Source organism: Stappia sp. MMSF_3263 (assembly GCF_030733745.1).
Classification (GTDB): Bacteria; Pseudomonadota; Alphaproteobacteria; order Rhizobiales; family Stappiaceae; genus Stappia.
The window spans coordinates 118,503-131,701 of sequence record NZ_JASHIK010000008.1; the positions used below are offsets into that span (position 1 = coordinate 118,503).

12 protein-coding genes are annotated in these 13,199 nt (G+C 64.8%); 8 read left to right on the plus strand and 4 right to left on the minus strand.

What is annotated here, in order from left to right:
* Nucleotides 1–47 precede the first annotated feature (47 nt).
* The 5 genes from urtB (at nucleotide 48) to urtE (ending at nucleotide 5,078) form a co-directional block, all read left to right on the plus strand.
* Nucleotides 48–1,760, plus strand: coding sequence for an urea ABC transporter permease subunit UrtB (gene urtB, locus RBB46_RS11045; protein ID WP_306029033.1), 1,713 nt, complete (start codon nucleotides 48–50; stop codon nucleotides 1,758–1,760).
* 37 nt (nucleotides 1,761–1,797) lie between these two features.
* Complete coding sequence (urtC, locus tag RBB46_RS11050; protein ID WP_306029034.1) at nucleotides 1,798–2,985, plus strand: urea ABC transporter permease subunit UrtC; 1,188 nt, start codon at nucleotides 1,798–1,800, stop codon at nucleotides 2,983–2,985.
* Between the two features lie 5 nt (nucleotides 2,986–2,990).
* Entirely contained in the window at nucleotides 2,991–3,752 is a 762-nt protein-coding gene (gene urtD, locus RBB46_RS11055) for an urea ABC transporter ATP-binding protein UrtD (RefSeq protein ID WP_306029035.1), read from the plus strand.
* Between the two features lie 86 nt (nucleotides 3,753–3,838).
* Complete coding sequence (locus RBB46_RS11060; protein ID WP_306029036.1) at nucleotides 3,839–4,357, plus strand: hypothetical protein; 519 nt, start codon at nucleotides 3,839–3,841, stop codon at nucleotides 4,355–4,357.
* Between the two features lie 25 nt (nucleotides 4,358–4,382).
* Nucleotides 4,383–5,078 (plus strand): urea ABC transporter ATP-binding subunit UrtE, encoded by a 696-nt coding sequence (urtE, locus tag RBB46_RS11065; RefSeq protein WP_306029037.1) that lies wholly within the window; start codon nucleotides 4,383–4,385, stop codon nucleotides 5,076–5,078.
* 48 nt (nucleotides 5,079–5,126) lie between these two features.
* Here urtE and RBB46_RS11070 read toward each other — a convergent pair whose 3' ends face one another.
* The gene (locus tag RBB46_RS11070) at nucleotides 5,127–5,885 is read right to left on the minus strand and encodes an SDR family oxidoreductase (protein WP_306029038.1); all 759 of its coding nucleotides are present in this window, start codon (nucleotides 5,883–5,885) and stop codon (nucleotides 5,127–5,129) included.
* 136 nt (nucleotides 5,886–6,021) lie between these two features.
* A complete protein-coding gene (locus RBB46_RS11075) occupies nucleotides 6,022–6,420 on the minus strand; it encodes a DUF2177 family protein (RefSeq protein ID WP_306029039.1) in 399 nt (132 codons plus the stop codon).
* A 271-nt stretch (nucleotides 6,421–6,691) separates the two neighbouring features.
* Here RBB46_RS11075 and bfr point away from each other — a divergent pair, with 271 nt between their 5' ends.
* The 3 genes from bfr to RBB46_RS11090 all read left to right on the plus strand — a co-directional run bounded on the left by bfr (nucleotide 6,692) and on the right by RBB46_RS11090 (nucleotide 9,481).
* Nucleotides 6,692–7,177, plus strand: a complete 486-nt coding sequence (gene bfr, locus RBB46_RS11080; RefSeq protein ID WP_306029040.1) for a bacterioferritin — start codon at nucleotides 6,692–6,694, stop codon at nucleotides 7,175–7,177.
* Between the two features lie 187 nt (nucleotides 7,178–7,364).
* Nucleotides 7,365–8,537 (plus strand): hypothetical protein, encoded by a 1,173-nt coding sequence (locus RBB46_RS11085; RefSeq protein ID WP_306029041.1) that lies wholly within the window; start codon nucleotides 7,365–7,367, stop codon nucleotides 8,535–8,537.
* Nucleotides 8,538–8,614: 77 nt separating this feature from the next.
* The gene (locus RBB46_RS11090) at nucleotides 8,615–9,481 is read left to right on the plus strand and encodes a 2-keto-4-pentenoate hydratase (protein WP_306029042.1); all 867 of its coding nucleotides are present in this window, start codon (nucleotides 8,615–8,617) and stop codon (nucleotides 9,479–9,481) included.
* Between the two features lie 35 nt (nucleotides 9,482–9,516).
* Here the strand turns inward: RBB46_RS11090 and RBB46_RS11095 are convergent, their stop codons facing one another.
* A complete protein-coding gene (locus tag RBB46_RS11095) occupies nucleotides 9,517–11,898 on the minus strand; it encodes a Tex family protein (protein ID WP_306029043.1) in 2,382 nt (793 codons plus the stop codon).
* A gap of 127 nt (nucleotides 11,899–12,025) precedes the next feature.
* Entirely contained in the window at nucleotides 12,026–13,138 is a 1,113-nt protein-coding gene (locus RBB46_RS11100) for an ATP-dependent RecD-like DNA helicase (RefSeq protein WP_306029044.1), read from the minus strand.
* Nucleotides 13,139–13,199: the final 61 nt, after the last annotated feature.

Below are 13,199 nucleotides of genomic sequence, written 5' to 3' on the forward strand. Positions count from 1 at the left end.
GCCTCCTCCTTGCCCTCGCCTCCCCCGTCCATGCCCGGACAGGCTCCGTGACAGGTTCAATCCTCATGATGCTGATCCCCCCTCGTTTCCGGAGATCGCCCGCGCGATCCAGGCTCACGCAACACGTCCCCCGGGTCGCCGCCGCGTGGTCCGCAGTTCTCTTCCTTCTTCTCGCAGCCCTCGTCGCACCCGCCGGCCCGGCTTTCTCCCAGGCCGCCGATCCGGCCACTCGCGAACTGGTCAACGCGCTGGGCAAGGGCTCCTTCAGCGACACGGAGAAGCAGATCGGCAGGCTCGCCGAGACAGGAAATCCGGCGGTCGTCATGGCGCTTGAAGCCCTCTCCGAGGGGGATCTCTATGTTCGCAAGTCCGACGCGCTGGTCGTTATCGGCAAACGCGCCGGCGGCGCCTATGCACTCACCGATCCGCTCACCGGGGAGAACCTTGGGACGCAGTCCGGCGGAGCCCTCGACAAGATCCGCGTCAACAACCGATTGCGCCGGACGATCCGCGCAGCGCTCGGCGGGCTGACCCTGCGCGCCGCCGATGCGACCACCCGCCGGCAGGCGGCCGAAGCCATCTTCAAGGCTCGTGACGCCGACGCCGTTCCCGCGCTCGACGCCGCCATTGCCGCGGAGACAGACACGTCTGTCGCCAGGCTGATGCGCGAGGCACGCGCCGCCGCCGTGCTCGCCTCCGACAGTCCGACCGAGGAAAAGATCGCCGCCATCGACACACTGGCCGAGCGCGGCGACCGTGACGCGCTGTCGCTACTCACCGCCGTCACGAACGGCGCGCAGGCCGAGCTGCACGAAGCGGCGAGTGCCGCGACTGCCCGGATCCAGAAGCTGCAGGCGGCCTGGGACACGGCCCGCAACATCTGGTTCGGCCTGTCGCTGGGTTCCGTCCTGCTTCTCGCCGCCATCGGTCTTGCCATCACCTTCGGCGTGATGGGTGTCATCAACATGGCGCATGGCGAGATGGTGATGCTGGGCGCCTATACCACCTTCGTCATCCAGAACCTGTTCCGCACGCTGGCGCCGGAGTTCTTCGACTATTCGCTGCTGGTCGCCCTGCCGGCAGCCTTCCTCGTCGCCGGCCTCGTCGGGGTCGGTATCGAACGCGGCATCATCCGCTTCCTGCACAACCGGCCACTGGAAACCCTGCTCGCCACCTGGGGCGTGTCGCTGGTCCTTCAGCAGGCGGTGCGCTCGATCTTCGGCCCCACCAACCAGGAGGTCGGCAACCCGGCCTTCATGTCCGGCGCCTTCGAGATCGGCCAGCTGACGATCACCTACAACCGGCTGTGGATTCTCGTCTTCGCGCTCGTCGTCTTCGCCACCCTTCTGATCGCGATGAAGTTCACCCGCTTCGGCCTCAATGTCCGGGCCGTCACCCAGAACCGCCGGATGGCGGCATCCATGGGCATTCGCACGCCATGGGTCGACGCGCTCACCTTCGGCCTGGGATCCGGCATCGCGGGAATTGCCGGGGTGGCGCTGTCGCAGATCGACAATGTCTCTCCCAATCTCGGCCAGTCCTACATCATCGACAGTTTCATGGTCGTCGTCTTCGGCGGCGTCGGCAATCTCTGGGGCACTTTGCTCGGCGCCATGACACTCGGCATCGCCAACAAGTTCCTGGAACCCTTCGCCGGCGCGGTGCTGGCGAAGATACTGGTCCTCGTCTTCATCATCCTGTTCATCCAGAAGCGCCCGCGCGGCCTGTTCGCGCAAAAGGGCCGGGCGGTGGAATCATGAGGCCCATGCATGTCAACCGAAGCCGGAGCCCCCGCCCATGATCTCGCGACACCTCTCCGGCGGACTGAGCGGCGGTCGCCTCGTGCTGCTCCTGGCACTGGTTGCGGCCGCAGCCCTTGTGCCGATCCTCAATCTGCTCCTGCCAGCGGGCCACCCGCTGCACGTGCCGACCTATGCAGTCACGCTGATGGGCAAGTATCTCACCTATGCCCTGCTGGCACTGGCCCTCGATCTCGTCTGGGGCTATTGCGGCATCCTCTCGCTGGGGCACGCTGCCTTCTTCGCGCTCGGGGGTTATGCCATGGGCATGTACCTGATGCGACAGATCGGCAGCCGGGGCGTCTATGGCGATCCGCTGCTGCCGGACTTCATGGTTTTTCTCAACTGGCAGGAGCTGCCCTGGTATTGGACCGGTTTCGACGCCTTCCCCTTTGCAATGCTGATGGCGCTGGCCGTACCGGGACTGCTTGCCTTCGTCTTCGGCTGGTTCGCCTTCCGCTCGCGGGTGACAGGCGTCTACCTGTCGATCATCACCCAGGCGATGACCTACGCCCTGCTGCTTGCCTTCTTCCGCAACGACATGGGCTTCGGCGGCAACAACGGATTGACCGACTTCAAGGATATTCTCGGTTTTCCCGTGCAGTCGGACGCAACGCGCGCCGGCCTCTTTTCGGCGTCCGCCCTGGCGCTCGCGGCCGGTCTCGTCCTGGCCATCGCCATAACCGGCTCGAAACTCGGCAAGGTGCTGATCGCACTGCGTGACGCGGAAAGCCGTACCCGCTTCCTCGGCTACCGCGTCGAGCATTACAAGCTGTTCGTCTGGACCGTCTCGGCGATGATGGCCGGGCTTGCCGGAGCGCTCTACGTTCCCCAGGTCGGTATCATCAACCCGGGCGAGTTCGCCCCGGCCAATTCCATCGAGGCGGTGATCTGGGTCGCCGTCGGCGGCCGCGGAACACTGGTCGGGCCGGTCATCGGCGCGGTGCTGGTCAATTTCGCCAAGAGCTGGTTCACCGCCGCCCTTCCCGAGATCTGGCTCTTCGCACTCGGCGCCCTCTTCGTCGCCGTCACGTTGTTCCTGCCGAGAGGCATCGTCGGTCTCTACAACACGCTGAAGTCCCGCCTTCCCGCCCGAAACGCACGCAAGTCTCCATCGAACGAGGACCGCGGAAATTCGTCCCAGGTGCCGGATAACGGCACCGCGCAAGGCCAGGCGGCGGAGTGAACAGCATGAGCACGCAAACCCCGACCATTCATTCCTCGCTTCTGTATCTCGACGGCGTCAGCGTCTCCTTCGACGGGTTCAAGGCGCTCAACAATCTTTCCTTCCTTATCGGCCGCAACGAGATGCGGGCGATCATCGGGCCGAACGGGGCCGGCAAGACGACGATGATGGACGTCATCACCGGCAAGACCCGGCCCGATACCGGCACATTGCGGTTCGACAAGGACATCGACCTCACACGTCACGACGAGGCGGAAATCGCCGGCTTCGGCATCGGTCGCAAGTTCCAGAAACCCACCGTCTTCGAAAGCCATACGGTGGAGGACAACATCGCGCTCGCCCTGAAGGCGCCGCGCGGACCGTTCACGACCCTGTTCCACCGCCAGCAACCGGCCGAGCAGGACCGCATCGATGCCCTGCTCGACCTGGTGCGCCTGACCTCGCGCCGCGACGACCTTGCCGGAGACCTCAGCCACGGACAGAAGCAGTGGCTGGAGATCGGCATGCTGCTCGCCCAGGACCCGCAATTGCTGCTGATCGATGAGCCGGCGGCCGGCATGACGGACGCCGAAACGGCGGCAACCGCCGATCTCCTGCGCGACATCGCGCAAACCCACTCCGTTGTCGTCGTCGAGCACGACATGACCTTTGTCCGCGCGCTTGGCGTCAAGGTGACGGTTCTGCACGAGGGTTCGGTTCTCGCCGAAGGCTCGCTCGACCATGTGTCCTCCGACCAGAAGGTGATCGATGTCTATCTGGGGAGGTAACCACGGAACATGCAATCAGCTCTGGAACAAGGCCGCTGTTGCCATCTATGTATCTTTCGTCGAGGCAAACCGACAGGAGATACACGATGCCATTCTTGGCCCTTCTTGCGACGATCGTCGTCGGCGCAGCGATCTGGTACTGGCGCTTGAAAATGCTCCGCGAAGCGGGAAGCGAGGTGATCGATTCCGTGGAGCGGATGCGCGGAGCCTACAAGCGCAAGCAGTTCCGCCGGAAGGTCGAGGATGCCCCCCTGGCGTCCATCGAGGACCCGGTGATCGCCGCGGTGACCTTCTACTTCTGCCTGGCGAAGGAAAAGCCCGCCCACAAGGACGAGGCGAAGGCCGTCATCCGCGAGGGGATGCAGGGGATCGTCCCGACCGGCGACATGGAGGAGATGCTGATCTTCTGCGACTGGATCGCACAGAACGTCATCAATGCCGACGACCCGGTCCAGCGTTTCCAGAAACTCTGGAGAAGCCGTCTCGACCAGGGCGAACTGCACCAGTTGATCAGCATCGCCAGAGCTGTCTGCGACGTTGGCGGCGGGCCGGACGAGGAGCAGGAGCGGGTGCTGCAGGCTCTGAACCGCAAGCTGCTGAACTGACGAGCAAACCCGAAATGGAGGTTGCATGCTGAACGTTGAGTCCATCGACCTCCACTACGGCGCGGCCCAAGCCCTGAAGAGCGTCTCACTCACTGCCGAAACCGGCAAGGTCACCTGCGTGATGGGCCGCAACGGCGTCGGCAAGACCTCCACCTTGCGTGCGATTGCCGGACAGCAGCCGATCACCGGCGGCGCCATCCGTTGGAACGGCGAGGACATTTCACGCCTGACGCCCTACCAGCGGGCCCGCAAGGGCATAGCCCTGGTGCCGCAGGGGCGCGATATCTTTCCCCTGCTCAGCGTTCGCGAGAATCTCGAGACCGGCTATTCCGTCCTTCCCCGCACCGAACGCCGGGTACCGGACACGGTCTTCGAGCTGTTTCCCGTGCTGAAGGACATGCTGTCGCGGCGCGGCGGCGACCTGTCCGGCGGGCAGCAGCAGCAACTCGCCATCGGCCGGGCCATCGTCATGAAACCGCGCCTGCTCATTCTCGACGAACCGACGGAAGGCATCCAGCCGTCGATCATCAAGGATATCGGCCGGGCGATTTCGTTTCTGCGCGACACCGGCGAGATGGCCATCATCCTGGTCGAACAATATTTCGAGTTCGCCCGCGATCTCGCCGACCGTTTCGCCGTGATGGATCGCGGCGAGGTGGTGCTGGCCGGAGCCCGCGACGAACTGGAGGAAAGCGCCGTACGCGCTCACCTCACCGTCTGACGTCGGTCGCGCGTCAGCCGCGACCGATATAGGGCCCCCGGTCGTGCGTCAGCCGCGACCGATATAGGGCATCGTCGTCGCCATCACCGTCATGAACTGCACATTGGCCTCCAGCGGCAGGCTGGCCATGTGCAGGACCGACACCGCGACATTGTCGACCGGCATCACGGGCTCCGCCCGCACCGTCCCGTCCGGCTGCGGCACGCCCTCGCTCATGCGCACGGTCATGTCCGAGGCGGCATTGCCGATGTCGATCTGGCCGCAGGCGATGTTGCAAGCCCGACCGTCCAGCGAGATCGACCGCGTCAACCCGGTGATCGCATGCTTCGACGCCGTGTAGGCGACGGATCCGGGGCGCGGTACATAGGCCGAAATCGATCCGTTGTTGATGATCCGCCCCCCTTGCGGATCCTGCGCCCGCATCGCCCGAAAAGCGCCGCGCGCGATCAGGAATGCGCCGTCTAGGTTGACCGACATCACCTTGCGCCAATCCTCAAAGGACAGATCCCCTACCGGCGTACCCAGTACCGTCGTGCCGGCATTGTTGAAGACCACATCGAGCCGACCGAACCGGTCCTGGATCGCGCCGAACAGATCGTCGACCGCGGTCGGCTCGCTGACGTCGCAGGCAACGGCAAGCGCGTTGGCCGGGTCGGCACCGGATTCTTCGATGGCACTGTCGAGAAGCGCCGCGCGCCGCCCGGCAAGAACCGTCCGGTATCCCGCCCGCAGGAAGGCAAGTGCGCAGGCCTTGCCCACGCCCGCCGTTGCTCCTGTCACCAGCGCCACATCGCCCGCACCCGCCATGCCGTTTCCTCCGCTTTGCGTATCCCGGCGCCGCTGACCATCGGGCACCCTTCATGGCCGCTACAATGAACGCGGAGGATCGGAAAACGCAAGTCGTGACGGCAGCTTGAAGGCGTCTGCTCCCTCGGCCAACCTGTCAGGCGAAGCTGCGGGCAACAAGAAAGGCGGATGTTGCCGAGACCCCCGTCACGAAGGTTCCCCAGGCAACGTCGATTATGGTCACGTCGAGCGGCCAGTTCCGCAGGGTCGCGAGATTGGTGAAATCATAGGTCGCGTAGGCGAAGAACCCGAACAGGCATCCGTAAAGAAGGGCGTCTTGCCACTGCCCTGAACGCAATGCCGGAGCGACCGCGAAGATCACGATCCCGACCACATAGACGGCATAGAACGCACCCGCGACCGCGAAATTCACCTCATCCGCCATCAGCGTCCCGAGTCGCTCGCGGTAGAAGGGGCCGGCGATCCGGGCAAGCCACAGATAGTCGAGCGCGAAAAAGACAATGGCTGTGCCGAGGAAGGCGATCGCATGCGACATGGGAGGTTCCTTGCGTGACGTCTGCTACGTTTAACGCAATCCGAAGCCCAGCGGTTCACCAGGCGCCGCAATCGGGAGGCCCGTCGCGAACCCTGCCGCCGGACAGTCTTTTGCCCGCTCGGACCTGTTCATGCACCGGAAAATGTCGATCCGCATGCGCTTTTCTCGCGTATCCCCTTCACTCTCGATTGGAATGATTCTAAATTAACACCCAAGCGCGGCCCCCTCGCACACTCTGCGTGGCCTGCGAAACACGAAAGGAGAGCATCGCATGAAAGGCAGTAGCAAGGTTATCGAAAGGCTGAACGAGGCCCTCTTTCTGGAGCTCGGCGCCGTCAACCAGTACTGGCTGCACTATCGCATGCTTGACGACTGGGGCCTCACCAAGCTTGCCAAGAAGGAGCGGGCAGAGTCCATCGAGGAGATGCAGCACGCCGACAAGATCATCGAGCGCATCCTGTTCCTAGAGGGTCATCCGAACCTGCAGAAAGTCGCTCCGCTGCGCATCGGCCAGGACGTCAAGGAAGTCCTGGAATCCGATCTTGCCGGCGAGCAGGATGCCCGCGCCTCCTATTCCAAGTCGCGCGACATCTGTCACGACGAAGGCGATTACGTCTCCATGAAGCTGTTCGAGGAGCTTCTGGCCGACGAGGAAGGCCATATCGACTTCCTCGAGACCCAACTCGACCTGCTCGACAAGATCGGTGTGGAGCGTTACTCGCTGCTCAACTCCGCATCCGCCGACGAGGCCGAATAGGCCTTCGCTCACATCCCGCCCCGCATTCAGCCGCCGCGCAACTCGCGTGGCGGCTTTTTTCATGTACACGTTTGCATCTGCACGTGAGAAATCCCGCATAAGACGCAATCTTAAAATATACAACCATAAACCCGGTTCCCCGGTCTATGCTGTGGCAACATCCACGTATGCAGAAGGAACCGGTAGCATGGCACTCCAGCCGGGTTTCGATTTCACTGAGGCAACCGCGATGATCGCCCTGTCGCAGGCGATCTACGGCGTTCCTGCGATCCCCGTCCCCACACCGGATCCCGACAAGCTCGGCTGGTCGAAGGTCGACAGTCTTTCACCGTCCGCCCCCACGCTGCTCGACAATCTCTGGCAGGTCTGGCGCAACGACAACAAGCCCGGCCAATATGCGATCGTCGTACGCGGCACGGTGGACACGGAGGCGAGCATCCTCGCCGACCTGCTGTTTCCCCTGATCGACGCCCGGCTCGATCTCGCAATCAAAGTCGGTGGAGTGGAACTGGATTTTCCCTTTCACCTTGCCCGCGACGAGACCGGCAGCGCGGTTGTCGCCGGCACACATCTGGGCTTCAGCCTCAGCCTGCTGTTGATGCTGCTGACAACGGATCGCCCGCTTCTCGCCACGTTGAGCGAACTCTCGCTCGATCCACAGGCTGAAATCCTCGTCACCGGACATAGCCAGGGTGCTTCCATCGCAACGCTGCTGACGTCCTTCATCCGGCACGCCTCGGGCATCTTTTCCGGACTGTCCGGGCTGCCCTGCAAGACCTATGTCTACGCTCCCGCCAAACCCGGCAACGATCACTACGGATACGACTACGACTTCATTGCCGGCGTCAGGGGGCTCGGCTGGACGATCGTCAGCACGCAAGGCTGGGTGCCGCAGGTTCCGTTCACGCTCCAGGGCCCCGGTGATCTCGATACGCCCAACCCGCTGCGTGAATATGACGGCACACGGCCCCCTCTCGTCGATCCGCGCATCGCCGCGCTTTGTGCCAGCGTGGAGCCGGCTGTCGAGGTCGCCCGCCTTCAAACCGTTGCTCGTGCGCTTGAGGTCGCAAACGATCTCAAGACGAAGCTGATCCGTGAAGGTACTGTGTCGCCGAACGCACTTCCCGGCCTCCCGACAGGCATGCGGCTCGACGGAGCATCGGTGGCCGGCGCGGTCGACGGCATGCTCTCGCGCATCCAGCTCTCGTTGAATTTCACCACTGCCGGATCCCTGGTCCCGTTGTTTGCGGCGCCGGGCGGCAATCCCGCCGACCCCAAGGACTTCTTCTGGCAGCACCATCTTGGCAACTACTGGACCTACCTGCAGGAGCAGTACGCGCCAACCCGGCCACTCTCGTGAGAACGCTTGTCATTGCCCCCGCCGCCCGGCACTCTCCCGCGCAGGTACTGAAGAGGTCGTTGGGAGGTATTTGGAAAATGCACAAGCTCGGTCTCGCGCTGGCGCTCGGCGTGACATTCGCACTCATGTCCCCGGCCCGCGCCGCATGCCCGGACGCCGCCGCAATCGACGCCTTCCTCGCCGATCGCGCCGCCGCGCGACCAACGGCGGCACCTGTCGCGGCCGGAGGCTCGATCACAGACGCACTGTGCGCGCAGGACAAGATCGTCACCCGGCTGTCGCGTGACCTCGGCCCTGTGGTTGGCTACAAGGCCGGTCTTACCTCGCCAAAGTCACAGGAGGTCTTCGGCGTCACCGAGCCGGTCTTCGGCACGCTGCTCAAGGGCATGCTTCTGCAACCCGGCGCAAGTGTCAGCTCGTCCGATGCCGTCCGCGCGCTCTTCGAGGCCGACCTTGTCGTCGAGATTTCCGATGCGGCGGTGAACGAGGCATCCACGCCTGAGGAGGTTCTGGCCTCGATCGCCGGCGTCCGTCCGTTCCTGGAGCTTCCCGCCCTTGTTGTCGGCAAGGACGAGAAACTCGACGGCGCGGCGATCACTGCCATCAATGTCGGAGCCTGGCGCGGCGTCATCGGCGAGTTGGTTGTCCTTCCCCAAGGCGCGGAAGGCGTCGCCATGCTCGCCGATTTCACCGCGAAACTGACGGACGATGCCAGCGGCGAAACACTCTCGGCCGCCCCCGGCAAGGCGGTTCTCGGTAACCCGCTCAACGCGGTGACGTGGATCGCCGGCGTCCTCAAGGCACAAGGCAAGGCGCTGAAGCCGGGAGACCTCGTCTCCGTCGGCTCGATCGGCCCGCTCCACCCGATGAAGCCGGGGATGAGCGTGACGCTGACCTATGAGGGCCTGCCAGGTACGCCGAAGATCGGCGCGCGATTCGATTAGGAGCAGGGCAAGAAGGGACGGCTGCCCGTCCCCGCTCAGCGCTTCTTCTTGTTGAAGGCCGCCGCAAGCGCGGCGGCCATCGCGCCGTCGCCCCCACCTTGGGAAGCGCCGCCCTGCGAGGGACGTGAACCACCGGAACCACCACCACCGGGTCCGCCGCGACGCGGCCCGCCATCCTTGCGCATCGTCAAGGCGATGCGCTTGCGCGCCATATCGACCTCGATCACCCGCACCCGCACAATGTCGCCGGCCTTCACGACCTCCGCCGGATCCCTGACGAACCGGTCGGCAATCTGCGAGACATGGACAAGCCCGTCCTGATGAACGCCGATATCGACGAAAGCACCGAAATTGGTGACGTTGGTGACCGTGCCCTCGAGACCCATGCCGGGCTTGAGGTCGCTCATCGTCTCGATGCCTTCGGCAAGGCGCGCCGTCTTGAACTCCGGACGCGGGTCGCGTCCCGGCTTCTCCAGCTCCGCCAGGATGTCGCGCACTGTCGGCAGGCCGAAGGCCTCGTCGACGAAATCGGCCGGGTCAAGCGTCTTCAGCAACCCCGCATTGCCCATCACCTCGGACAGAGGGCGCCCGCAAGCCTTCACGATGCGGCTTGCCACCGGATAGGCTTCGGGATGCACCGACGAGGCATCCAGCGGGTTGTCTCCGCCTGGCACCCGCAGGAAGCCGGCGCATTGCTCGAAGGCCTTCGGCCCGAGCCTGGCGACTTTCAGCAGCGCCTTGCGGTCGCGAAACGCCCCGTTCGCCTCGCGATGCGCGACAACCGCCTCCGCCAATCCTGCGGAAAGGCCGGAAACCCGGCCAAGCAGGGCCACGGACGCGGTGTTGAGATCGACACCGACGGCGTTCACCGCATCCTCGACCACCGCATCGAGCGAGCGGGCAAGCTTGGTCTGGTTGACGTCGTGCTGGTACTGGCCGACGCCGATCGACTTCGGTTCGATCTTCACCAGTTCGGCAAGCGGATCCTGCAGCCGTCGCGCAATCGAGGCCGCGCCGCGCAGCGAGACGTCGACACCTGGAAGCTCGCGTGCGGCCAGCGCACTGGCCGAATAGATCGAGGCACCGGCCTCGTTGACGATGACCCGCGTCAGCCGCGCTTCCGGGACTTCCGTCATCAGTTCGGCGACAAGCCGGTCGGTTTCCCGGCTCGCGGTGCCGTTGCCGATGGCCACGAGCGTGATGTCGTGCCGGGCAATCAGTGCCTTGAGCACCGCCTTGGCGCCCGACACATCGTTACGCGGCTGGAACGGATAGACGGTCGCCGTCTCCACCAGCTTGCCGGTGGCATCGACAACGGCCACCTTGACGCCGGTCCGGATGCCGGGATCGAGCCCGAGCACCGCCTTGTGGCCGGCAGGGGCCGCCAACAGCAGGTCTTTCAGGTTCCGGGCAAAAACGTGGATGGCCTCGTCCTCGGACCGCTCCCGCAGCGTGTTCATCAGGTCGAGCTCCAGATGCAGCGACAGCTTCACCCGCCAGGCCCAGCGCGCCGTTTCCGCAAGCCACTTGTCCGCCGGCCGGCCGCGCACTTCGATGCTCGCGGCATGCATCACCATGCGCTCCACGGGGCGCACCGGGTCGCTGTCTTCCTCGTCGACCACAAGCTCCAGGGCCAGTACGCCTTCGTTGCGCCCGCGCAGCAGCGCCAACGCGCGGTGGCTGGGGACGTCGGCCCACTTCTCCCGATAGTCGAAATAGTCGGCGAACTTGGCGCCCGCCTCTGCCTGCCCGTCGACGACCCGCGAGCGCAGCACACCGCCGCGCGTCAGGTGGGAACGCAACCGCCCGACAAGAGCGGCATCCTCGGAAAACCTCTCCATCAGGATCTGCCTGGCACCGTCGAGGGCCGCTTTCTCGTCGGCAACCCCCTTGTCGGCGTCGACAAACCCGGCAGCTTCCTTCTCCGGGTCGCGCGAAGGATCGCCGAGAAGCATGTCCGCCAAAGGCTCAAGCCCCGCCTCGCGGGCGATCTGCGCCTTGGTCCGCCGCTTTTTCTTGAAGGGGAGATAGAGATCCTCAAGTTGCGCCTTGGTATCGGCGGCGAGGATCCGCGCGCTCAGATCCGCGTCGAGCTTGCCCTGTTCCTCGACGGATTTGAGGATCGCCGCGCGCCGCTCCTCCATCTCGCGCAGATAGGTGAGCCGCTCCTCCAGCGTACGCAGCTGTGTGTCGTCAAGTCCACCGGTCGCCTCCTTGCGGTAGCGCGCTACGAAGGGCACCGTCGCTCCGCCGTCAAGCAGTTCCACCGTCGCCGAGACTTGCTCCGGCCGGCAGGAGAGCTCGCTCGCGATACGGCCGGCGATCTTTGCGGCCACCGCCGGCGGCAGGCTTGCCTTCGTGCCGGGAGCAGCGGGAGAAGCCGGAGCCTGCGGAGCGTCGATATGGGAATCTGTCATGCGGGCATCCATGCGATCTGGCGGTCTTGCACCCGGCTTGGCAACAGGCACGGGCGGGCGCGCACCATACGCTCCGCAGCGATCGGACGCCACTCCTGCGCCCGATTGCCCACAGGCGCGCCGGCAGTCAGCGTACGACGGTGATGGTGTGCGCGGCCCGCGTCACGGCCGTGTAGAGCCACCGGTCGCGGTATTCGCGAAAGGCCCAGCTCTCGTCGAACAGCACCACGTCGTCCCACTGCGAGCCCTGCGCCTTGTGTACGGTCAGCGCGTAACCGTAGTCGAACTCGTCGGAGCGCCGGCGTATCGCATAGGGGAGTTGTTCGGCACCTTCCTCGAAAAGACCCGGCAGCACCTTGACCTGAACCTTGGACTTGCCGCCCGCCTCGTCTTCCGGGCGCACGTCGAAGCGCAGCGTGTTGCCCCGCGCCGGCCGCAACCGGTCAACGGTCCACAACCCGCCGTTCAGCAGCCCCTTGGTCTTGTCGTTGCGCAGACACACGAGCTTGTCGCCCACCGCCGGCATCGGCGTGGTGAACCCCTTCAGTTCACGGATGCGGCCATTGTAGAGCCGCCGCGTCTTGTTGGTGCCGACCAGCACCTGGTCGGCTGCCAGGATCGCGCCCGCATCGATCTCCCGACGGGAGATGATCCGGCTGTCGCCGTAGCGGCCCGGCGTCAGGTCGCCGCCTTCCCGGATCAGCATCGACATGTGGACGATCGGATTGTCGCGCGCCTGCCGGTGCACCTCCGACAGCATGATGTCGGGCTCCGCCTCGGTGAAGAAGCCGCCGCCCTTGACCGGCGGAAGCTGCGCCGGATCGCCGAGCACCAGCACCGGCGTCCCGAAGGAGAGCAGGTCCCGGCCAAGGTCCTCGTCCACCATCGAGCATTCATCGATGACGATCAGCTTGGCCTTCGCCGCGACACTGTCCCGGTTGATGGAGAAGCTGAGCGAGCCCTCTTCCTCTTCCGTGTCGTCCTTGCGGCCGCGCGGCCGGTAGATCATCGCGTGGATCGTTGTGGCGTCGACGCAGCCCTTCTGCCGCAGCACATGCGCCGCCTTGCCGGTAAACGCACCGAAGGCCACATCTCCATCAAGACCTTCGGCCAGATGCCGGGCAAGTGTCGTCTTGCCCGTTCCGGCATAGCCGAAAAGACGGAACACCTGCTTGTCGCGCGTTTTCAGCCAGCGCGCCGTTTCAGCAAGCGCGTCCTGTTGCTGGGGAGACCAGTCCATGAAGCGATTCCCGTTTGGTTCGCTCCCTGTCTACAGCTTCGGCACGCGAAATGGCACCCGC

Coding starts and splice junctions, on each gene's coding strand:
- RBB46_RS11085 (WP_306029041.1), top strand. CDS start 7,365: ATGGCACTCCAGCCGGGTTTCGATTTCACTGAGGCAACCGCGATGATC.
- bfr (WP_306029040.1), top strand. CDS start 6,692: ATGAAAGGCAGTAGCAAGGTTATCGAAAGGCTGAACGAGGCCCTCTTT.
- RBB46_RS11070 (WP_306029038.1), bottom strand. CDS start 5,885: ATGGCGGGTGCGGGCGATGTGGCGCTGGTGACAGGAGCAACGGCGGGC.
- urtC (WP_306029034.1), top strand. CDS start 1,798: ATGATCTCGCGACACCTCTCCGGCGGACTGAGCGGCGGTCGCCTCGTG.
- urtD (WP_306029035.1), top strand. CDS start 2,991: ATGAGCACGCAAACCCCGACCATTCATTCCTCGCTTCTGTATCTCGAC.
- RBB46_RS11095 (WP_306029043.1), bottom strand. CDS start 11,898: ATGACAGATTCCCATATCGACGCTCCGCAGGCTCCGGCTTCTCCCGCT.
- RBB46_RS11100 (WP_306029044.1), bottom strand. CDS start 13,138: ATGGACTGGTCTCCCCAGCAACAGGACGCGCTTGCTGAAACGGCGCGC.
- RBB46_RS11075 (WP_306029039.1), bottom strand. CDS start 6,420: ATGTCGCATGCGATCGCCTTCCTCGGCACAGCCATTGTCTTTTTCGCG.
- urtE (WP_306029037.1), top strand. CDS start 4,383: ATGCTGAACGTTGAGTCCATCGACCTCCACTACGGCGCGGCCCAAGCC.
- RBB46_RS11090 (WP_306029042.1), top strand. CDS start 8,615: ATGCACAAGCTCGGTCTCGCGCTGGCGCTCGGCGTGACATTCGCACTC.
- RBB46_RS11060 (WP_306029036.1), top strand. CDS start 3,839: ATGCCATTCTTGGCCCTTCTTGCGACGATCGTCGTCGGCGCAGCGATC.